We start from the raw sequence: 7,262 nt of genomic DNA on the forward strand, positions 1-7,262 counted from the left end.
ATGAGCCAGGCGGCGCAGAACCTGAACTGGTTGATCACCAACTTCGTGGACAACACCCCCGGGGTGTCCCACACGGTGGTGGTCTCCGCCGACGGACTCCTTCTGGCGATGTCCGAAGGCTTCCCCCGCGACCGTGCCGACCAGCTCGCGGCCGTCGCCTCGGGTCTGACCTCGCTGACCGCCGGGGCCTCCCGGATCTTCGAGGGCGGCTCCGTGACCCAGACCGTTGTGGAGATGGAGCGAGGATTTCTCTTCATCATGTCCATCTCCGACGGCTCCTCGCTCGCCGTTCTCGCCCACCCGGATGCGGACATCGGTCTCATTGGGTACGAGATGGCACTTCTTGTGGACCGCGCGGGCACAGTTCTCACTCCGGACCTGCGCGCAGAGCTCCAGGGGAGCCTTCTCAACTAACAGACAGCCGGTGCGTTTTCGCGTCCCGGGGCCGTAAGGTTTCGGGACGCGGCTCCACAGTGATGGTGCCCGGCACAGTTGGAGGAGGAAGCGACGTGGCAACACCCCCAGACGGTTCGTCATCGGCGAACTGGTCCCCTGGTCACGGCCAGGGCGGCCAGCACGACGGCGGCCCGAACCGGTACAACTTCCCCTCTGCGCCGAGCCACCGCCGTCCGCCGTACGCGCAGCCACAGCAACCCGGGCCGCGCCCGTACGACCAGGGCTCCCCTGCGCAGGCGCCCCGTATCCAGCCCGTGCAACCCCAGCGACGCGCCCCCGAGCCGGCGCCCGCGGGGTCGGCGAACAACCCCCTGGTGCGCCCGTACGCCATGACGGGCGGCCGCACCAGGCCCCGCTACCAGCTCGCCATCGAGGCGCTGGTGCACACCACCGCACAACCGCACCAGCTGCAGGGCCAGTTGCCCGAGCACCAGCGGATCTGCAACCTGTGCCGCGAGATCAAGTCAGTGGCTGAGATCTCGGCACTGCTCTCCATCCCCCTCGGCGTCGCCCGGATCCTCGTAGCCGACCTGGCGGAGGCCGGACTCGTCGCCATTCATCAGCCCGGCGGCGACGAGTCCGCCGGCGGCCAGCCAGACGTGACACTGCTCGAAAGGGTGCTCAGTGGACTTCGCAAGCTCTAGCGGCGGAGCAACAGCCCGCTCCACCACCAGCGCGAAAATCGTGGTGGCGGGCGGCTTCGGCGTGGGCAAGACCACGTTCGTCGGGGCGGTCTCTGAGATCAACCCGCTGCGCACCGAGGCCGTCATGACGTCCGCGTCCGCGGGCATCGACGACCTCACCCACACCGGAGACAAGACCACCACGACGGTGGCCATGGACTTCGGTCGCATCACCCTGGACCAGGACCTGATCCTGTACCTCTTCGGTACGCCCGGTCAGGACCGCTTCTGGTTCATGTGGGACGACTTGGTCCGTGGCGCCATCGGCGCGGTCGTCCTGGTCGACACGAGGCGGCTCGCCGACTGCTTCCCCGCTGTCGACTACTTCGAGAACTCCGGGCTGCCCTTCGTGATCGCCCTCAACGGCTTCGACGGCCACCAGCCGTACACGCCGGACGAGGTCCGCGAGGCGCTGCAGATCGGTCCGGACACCCCGATCATCACGACCGACGCGCGGCACCGCGCGGATGCGAAGAGCGCGCTGATCACCCTGGTCGAGCACGCCCTGATGGCGCGGCTGCGGTAGTACGCGGCACGTCTTCTACCCGTACGCGGATGAGGGCCCGCACGCTTCGGCGTGCGGGCCCCTGTCAGTTCCGGCGGTAGTGCTCGAACTGGGTGATGCCCTGGTAGCCGTAGCTCTCGGGGTGCAGTTCGTGCAGGGCGACGCCGCCGCGGGCGAGCGGGCCGAGGAGGCCCGTGAGGAACGCGTGGGCCCCGGTGATGAACGCCTCCTTCTGCGCGGCGCTGTTGGTGCCCGCGGTGATGCTGACCTCCAGATGCGCGTCACGGCCGCCGTCGGCCAGGGGCTGCCCGCCCACCCAGTAGCGGTCGGCGGGCACCAGGTCGAGGTGCACGAGGGTGCGCTCGGCGGACTTGCCGAGGGCCGAGACGGCCAGGCGGGTCAGGCCCTCGGCGAGGGCGCGCCGGGTGTCGGCGGGCAGGTCGGGGTCGGTGACGGTGGCCCTGATGTGGGGCATGGCTCTCCTCGCGGTCGTCTCCCGGGCCGCCGCTCCGGCGGCCCGGGGCAACTCTCGCCCCACCTGGCACCATTGATCCAACGCATAGCCGTCATGGAGATATGAGGCCGCCTCATGACCGTGAACTTCCCCCAGCTCAGGGCGTTTCTCGCCGTCGTCGACGCGGGCGGCTTCAGCGCGGCCGCCGCCGAACTGGGCATGAGCCAGTCCGCGGTGTCGCACGCGGTGGCCTCCCTGGAGCGCGAGCTGGCCGCCCCGCTGCTCGTGCGGTCGGGTCCGGTGCGGACGACGGCGCTCGGCGAGCAGGTGCTACCGCACGCCCGCAGCGCGCTGGCCGCGGTGCGGTCGGTGCGGGAGCTGGCGGCCGACGACGCCCGGACCATGACCGGCACCGTGTGCCTCGCCTCGACGCCGACGGTCTGCCAGGGCCTGGTGCCGGCCCTGCTGGGGCACTGGCGTGCGAGCCGGCCGGGGATCACGGTGCGGGTGTTCGAGGGGGACAGCGAGGAGGTCGAGCGGTGGCTGGAGAACGGCACGGCCGACGCCGCCGTCCTGATCGACCCGCCGGCGGGCCCCGGTGTCCAGCTCGCCGCGGACGCCTACTGCGCGCTCCTCCCCCGCGACCATCCCCTGGCGGACGAGGCGGTCGTCGACCTCGCCGACCTGGAGGACGACGAGCTGCTGATCTCGCCCAACGGCTGCGAGGCCCGCGTCCGGGCGCTGCACGGTCTGGCCGGGCTGCGCTTCACCCCCGCGCACCGCGTACGGGACCTGGCCACCCTGATCCGCATGGTGCAGGCGGGCCTGGGCGTGACCGTCCTGTCCGAGGTCTCCCGGTCGCTGGTGCCGCCCGACCTGGTGCTGCTGCCGGTGGTGCCCAGGGCCTCGCGCCGTCTCGTCCTGGCCGGGCCCCGGTCCCGCCCCTGGCACCCGGCGGTCCGCCCGCTGGCGGAGTCGGCCGCCGCCCGCCTGGCGGGCGAAGGCACCCTCGCGCGGTCCTGACACCGCGCCCCGCCCGGGCACGCGCGAGGCCCCGCCCTCCCGAAGGAGAGCGGGGCCTCGGTGCAGCGGGCGGCGGGTGTCAGCCCTGCCAGCTGTGCGGGGCGCGGAAGCCCGGGGTGCGCTCGAGGCGGCGCCAGCCGGCCTTGTCGCGGCCGCGGTGGGCCGGGGCGGCGGCGGGCTGTGCGGCGGCGCGGGCCAGCAGGATCGCGGTGATGGCCGCGACCTCCTCGGGCTCGGCGTGGCCCTTCTCGACGCGAATGTCAGGGGTAGTCATCTGCAGCGTTCTCCTTGTGGGCTACTGCGGCGCAGGCGCAGGTGTGGCTGCTACTGCGGGGGGTTGCCGTGCTTGCGCGAGGGCAGGTCGGCGTGCTTGTTCCGGAGCATCGCGAGGGAGTTGATGAGGACCTCGCGGGTCTCGGCCGGGTCGATGACGTCGTCGACCAGACCGCGCTCGGCGGCGTAGTAGGGGTGCATCAGCTCGGCCTTGTACTCCTTGACCATGCGGGCGCGCATGGCCTCGGGGTCCTCGGCGGCGGCGATCTGCCGGCGGAAGATCACGTTGGCGGCGCCCTCGGCGCCCATCACGGCGATCTCGTTCGTCGGCCAGGCGTAGGTGAGGTCGGCGCCGATGGACTGGCTGTCCATGACGATGTAGGCGCCGCCGTAGGCCTTGCGCAGGATCAGCGAGATCCGCGGCACGGTGGCGTTGCAGTACGCGTACAGCAGCTTGGCGCCGTGGCGGATGATCCCGCCGTGCTCCTGGTCGACGCCGGGCAGGAAGCCGGGGACGTCCAGCAGGGTGAGGATCGGGATGTTGAAGGCGTCGCACATCTGGACGAAGCGCGCGGCCTTCTCGGAGGCCTCGATGTCCAGGACGCCGGCCAGGGACTGCGGCTGGTTGGCGACGATGCCGACGACCTTGCCGTCCAGGCGGGCCAGCGCGCAGATGATGTTGCGCGCCCAGCGCTCGTGGATCTCGAGGTAGTCGCCGTCGTCGACGATCTCCTCGATGACCTTGGTCATGTCGTAGGGGCGGTTGCCGTCCGCGGGGACCAGGTCGAGCAGGACGTCCGAGCGGCGCTCGGCGGGGTCCTCGGACTCGTGGGCCGGCGGGTTCTCGCGGTTGTTCGACGGCAGCATCGAGATGAGGTAGCGCACCTCGGCGAGGCAGGTCTCCTCGTCGTCGTACGCGAAGTGGCACACGCCGGAGGTCTCGGCGTGCACGTCCGCGCCGCCGAGGCCGTTCTGGGTGATCTCCTCGCCCGTCACCGCGCGGACCACGTCCGGGCCGGTGATGAACATCTGGGAGGTCTCGCGGACCATGAAGACGAAGTCCGTGAGCGCCGGGGAGTACGCGGCGCCGCCGGCGCACGGGCCGAGCATCACGCTGATCTGCGGGATGACGCCCGAGGCCTTGGTGTTGCGCTGGAAGATGCCGCCGTAGCCGGCGAGCGCGGAGACGCCCTCCTGGATACGGGCGCCCGCGCCGTCGTTCAGGGAGACCAGCGGGGCACCGGCCGCGATGGCCATATCCATGATCTTGTGGATCTTCGTGGCGTGCGCCTCGCCGAGCGCGCCGCCGAAGATGCGGAAGTCGTGCGCGTAGACGAAGACCGTCCGGCCCTCGACCGTGCCCCAGCCGGTGATGACACCGTCGGTGTACGGCTTCTTGGCCTCCAGGCCGAAGCCCGTGGCCCGGTGCCGGCGCAGCTGCTCGACCTCGTTGAACGACCCCGGGTCGAGGAGGAGCTCGATCCGCTCGCGTGCCGTCAGCTTGCCCTTGGCGTGCTGCGCCTCGGTCGCCTTCTCGCTGGGTCCGCGCAGCGCCTCCGCACGGATCTCGTGCAGTTCGGCCACGCGCCCACGCGAGTCGGTGGGCTCGCCCCCGGATGAAGCGGTCTCGTCCAAAACGGTCATGTAGCGACCTTACGGAGCGCCCCCAGGGAAACGGACCGTCGACTCTGTACAGTCTCCGGGCCGTTTTCCTGGCACCCCCGAACAGAAGAGGCCAGGCGCACTGAAGAAGTGACGGTTCAGACCCGGTTCCGTTGTGGGATGTCCACAAAGGGGTGCCCTCGGGGATACCCCTAGTGACCCCTGTTCCCGGGCAATGTGAGCGATTCGCTAGTGGGGGCCGACAACCGTAGGCGCGGCCTCCGGCACGCCGAGGGGCGCCGCGCGACACTGTAGTCGCGCGGCGCCCTGCCGCGAGGCACCCCCGTGGCTCCGCGGGGTCAGCGGGTGGCGGCCCGCCGGAAGAGCGAGCGCGCCCAGAGGAACCCGACGAGGGCGATGGCGAGCCCCCAACCGACCGCGAGCGGTCCGAACTTGCCGATCTCGCCGCCGACGAGGAGACCGCGCAGGGTCTCGGTGAAGGCGGTGTAGGGCTGCCACTCGGCGAAGTGGCGCAGCCAGTCCGGCATCGAGTCGAGCGGCACGAACACGCTGCTGAGGAAGGGCAGCAGGAAGGAGAAGGGCAGGGCGACGCTGCTGGCCGCCTCCGGGGCCTTGACCAGCTGGCCGAGGGCGACCGCGAGCCAGGTGAGGGCGAGGGACATCAGGGCGAGGAGCCCGGCCGCGGCGACCCAGGCGAGCGGCTCGGCGTCGGAGCGGAAGCCCACGAGCAGGGCGACGCCGACGACCAGGACGACGCTGAGCATGATCTGGATCACGGCGCCGACGGCACGGCCCGTGAGGATCGAGGCGCCGCTGATCGGCATGGTCCGGAAGCGGGCCACGATGCCCTCGGTCATGTCGGTGCAGACGCCGACCGTGGTGGGCAGGACGCCCGCGCCGACGGCCATCAGCAGGATGCCGGGGACGAGGTAGTCGAGGTACTCGCCGGACGAGTGCGCGCCGATGCCGGTCGCCATCGCGCCGCCGAAGACGTAGTTGAAGAGCAGCAGCATGGCGATGGGCATGATGACCAGGCTGATCGTCATCGCCGGGTAGCGGCGCGCGTGCGTGAGGTTGCGGCGCAGCATGGTCAGGGAGTTGCGCAGCGCCGTGGTCGGCACGGGGGTGTGGGCGCGGACGACGGCCGGGGCCGCGGCGGAGGTGGCGGGGGCGGAGGCGCTCATCGGATCGTCGCTTTCTGGTCGTCGGTGCGGCCGGTCACGGTGAAGAAGACGTCGTCCAGGTCGGGGGTGTCGAGGGCGAGGCCCTCGACCTCGGTGCCGGTGGCCTCGACCCAGTCGAGCAGCGACTTCACGGACGTGACGCTGCCGTCGCTGGGGATCTGCAGGCTGAGGGCGTCGTCGTCGCGGGTGCCGATGCCGAGGGTGCGGGCGGCGCGCTCCAGCCCGGCCAGGTCGGCGAACCGCAGCACGACGTGGCCGCCGGGGACCAGGCGCTTGAGCTCGTCGGGGGTGCCCTCGGCGACGAGCTTTCCGCCGCTCAGTACGGCGATGCGGTCGGCGAGCTGGTCCGCCTCCTCCAGGTACTGCGTGGTGAGCAGCACGGTGACGCCGTCGGAGACGAGGTCGCGGACGATCTCCCACATGCCGTGGCGGCTGCGCGGGTCGAGGCCTGTGGTGGGCTCGTCGAGGAAGATGATCCGGGGGCTGCCGACCAGTGTCATCGCGATGTCGAGCCGGCGCCGCATGCCGCCGGAGTACGTCGCCGCGGGCTTCCGCGCGGCCTCGACGAGGTCGAACCGGTCGAGCAGGTCGGCGGCGATCTGCCGGGCCTGGCGGCGGCCGAAGCCGTAGAGGTCGGCCATGAGGAGCAGGTTCTCCTCGCCGGTCATGAGGTTGTCGACGGCGGAGAACTGGCCGGTGACGCCGATCGCGGCGCGCACCTTCCCGGGCTCGCGGCGCAGGTCGTGGCCCGCGATCCGCACCTCTCCCGCGTCGGCCGGGACGAGCGTCGACAGGATCTGCACGGCGGTGGTCTTGCCGGCGCCGTTGGGGCCGAGCAGGGAGAAGATCGTGCCTTCGGGGATGTGCAGGTCGATGCCGTCGAGGACGGTCTTCTCGCCGAAGGACTTGCGCAGGCCGGTGGCGGTGATCGCCGCGGGGCGCGCCGTGTGGGGCGTTGCCATGTCCGTTCCTTTTCGGATGTGGGCAGCCTCAATACCGGACACCAGTTCGAAACTGATCCCGGACGGCTGCCTGGGCGGCAGCGGGGGGCTGGGGAGGAG

The 7,262-nt window shown here is 71.4% G+C and carries 9 protein-coding genes; 4 read left to right on the top strand and 5 right to left on the bottom strand.

Going from position 1 to position 7,262, the window contains the following annotated elements; all coding sequences use genetic code 11:
• From AOK22_RS09485 to AOK22_RS09495, 3 genes are all read left to right on the top strand, one after another.
• Positions 1-414, top strand: a complete 414-nt coding sequence (locus AOK22_RS09485; RefSeq protein ID WP_030787419.1) for a roadblock/LC7 domain-containing protein — start codon at positions 1-3, stop codon at positions 412-414.
• A gap of 95 nt (positions 415-509) precedes the next feature.
• On the top strand, positions 510-1,100 hold the full coding sequence (locus tag AOK22_RS39125) for a DUF742 domain-containing protein (RefSeq protein WP_063795224.1): 591 nt from the start codon (positions 510-512) through the stop codon (positions 1,098-1,100).
• On the top strand, positions 1,081-1,665 hold the full coding sequence (locus AOK22_RS09495; protein WP_030361923.1) for a GTP-binding protein: 585 nt from the start codon (positions 1,081-1,083) through the stop codon (positions 1,663-1,665). The genes AOK22_RS39125 and AOK22_RS09495 overlap by 20 nt, the downstream gene beginning before the upstream one ends.
• 64 nt (positions 1,666-1,729) lie before the next feature.
• On the opposite strand, the gene AOK22_RS09500 is transcribed toward AOK22_RS09495, so the two are convergent.
• Positions 1,730-2,119: a tautomerase family protein gene (locus AOK22_RS09500; protein WP_055698155.1), complete on the bottom strand. Its 390-nt coding sequence runs from the start codon at positions 2,117-2,119 to the stop codon at positions 1,730-1,732.
• 114 nt (positions 2,120-2,233) lie between these two features.
• On the opposite strand from AOK22_RS09500, the gene AOK22_RS09505 reads away from it, so the two are divergent.
• Positions 2,234-3,121, top strand: a complete 888-nt coding sequence (locus AOK22_RS09505; protein ID WP_055698156.1) for a LysR family transcriptional regulator — start codon at positions 2,234-2,236, stop codon at positions 3,119-3,121.
• A 79-nt stretch (positions 3,122-3,200) separates the two neighbouring features.
• Here AOK22_RS09505 and AOK22_RS09510 read toward each other — a convergent pair whose 3' ends face one another.
• The 4 genes from AOK22_RS09510 to AOK22_RS09525 all read right to left on the bottom strand — a co-directional run bounded on the left by AOK22_RS09510 (position 3,201) and on the right by AOK22_RS09525 (position 7,163).
• Positions 3,201-3,395: an acyl-CoA carboxylase subunit epsilon gene (locus AOK22_RS09510; RefSeq protein ID WP_055698157.1), complete on the bottom strand. Its 195-nt coding sequence runs from the start codon at positions 3,393-3,395 to the stop codon at positions 3,201-3,203.
• Positions 3,396-3,445: 50 nt separating this feature from the next.
• On the bottom strand, positions 3,446-5,038 hold the full coding sequence (locus tag AOK22_RS09515) for an acyl-CoA carboxylase subunit beta (RefSeq protein ID WP_055698158.1): 1,593 nt from the start codon (positions 5,036-5,038) through the stop codon (positions 3,446-3,448).
• 317 nt (positions 5,039-5,355) lie between these two features.
• The gene (locus AOK22_RS09520) at positions 5,356-6,201 is read right to left on the bottom strand and encodes an ABC transporter permease (RefSeq protein ID WP_055698159.1); all 846 of its coding nucleotides are present in this window, start codon (positions 6,199-6,201) and stop codon (positions 5,356-5,358) included.
• The gene (locus AOK22_RS09525; protein WP_055698160.1) at positions 6,198-7,163 is read right to left on the bottom strand and encodes an ATP-binding cassette domain-containing protein; all 966 of its coding nucleotides are present in this window, start codon (positions 7,161-7,163) and stop codon (positions 6,198-6,200) included. Before AOK22_RS09525 ends, AOK22_RS09520 begins: the two co-directional genes overlap by 4 nt.
• Between the last annotated feature and the right edge of the window lie 99 nt (positions 7,164-7,262).

Source organism: Streptomyces silaceus (assembly GCF_001419745.1).
Taxonomy (GTDB): domain Bacteria; phylum Actinomycetota; class Actinomycetes; order Streptomycetales; family Streptomycetaceae; genus Streptomyces; species Streptomyces silaceus.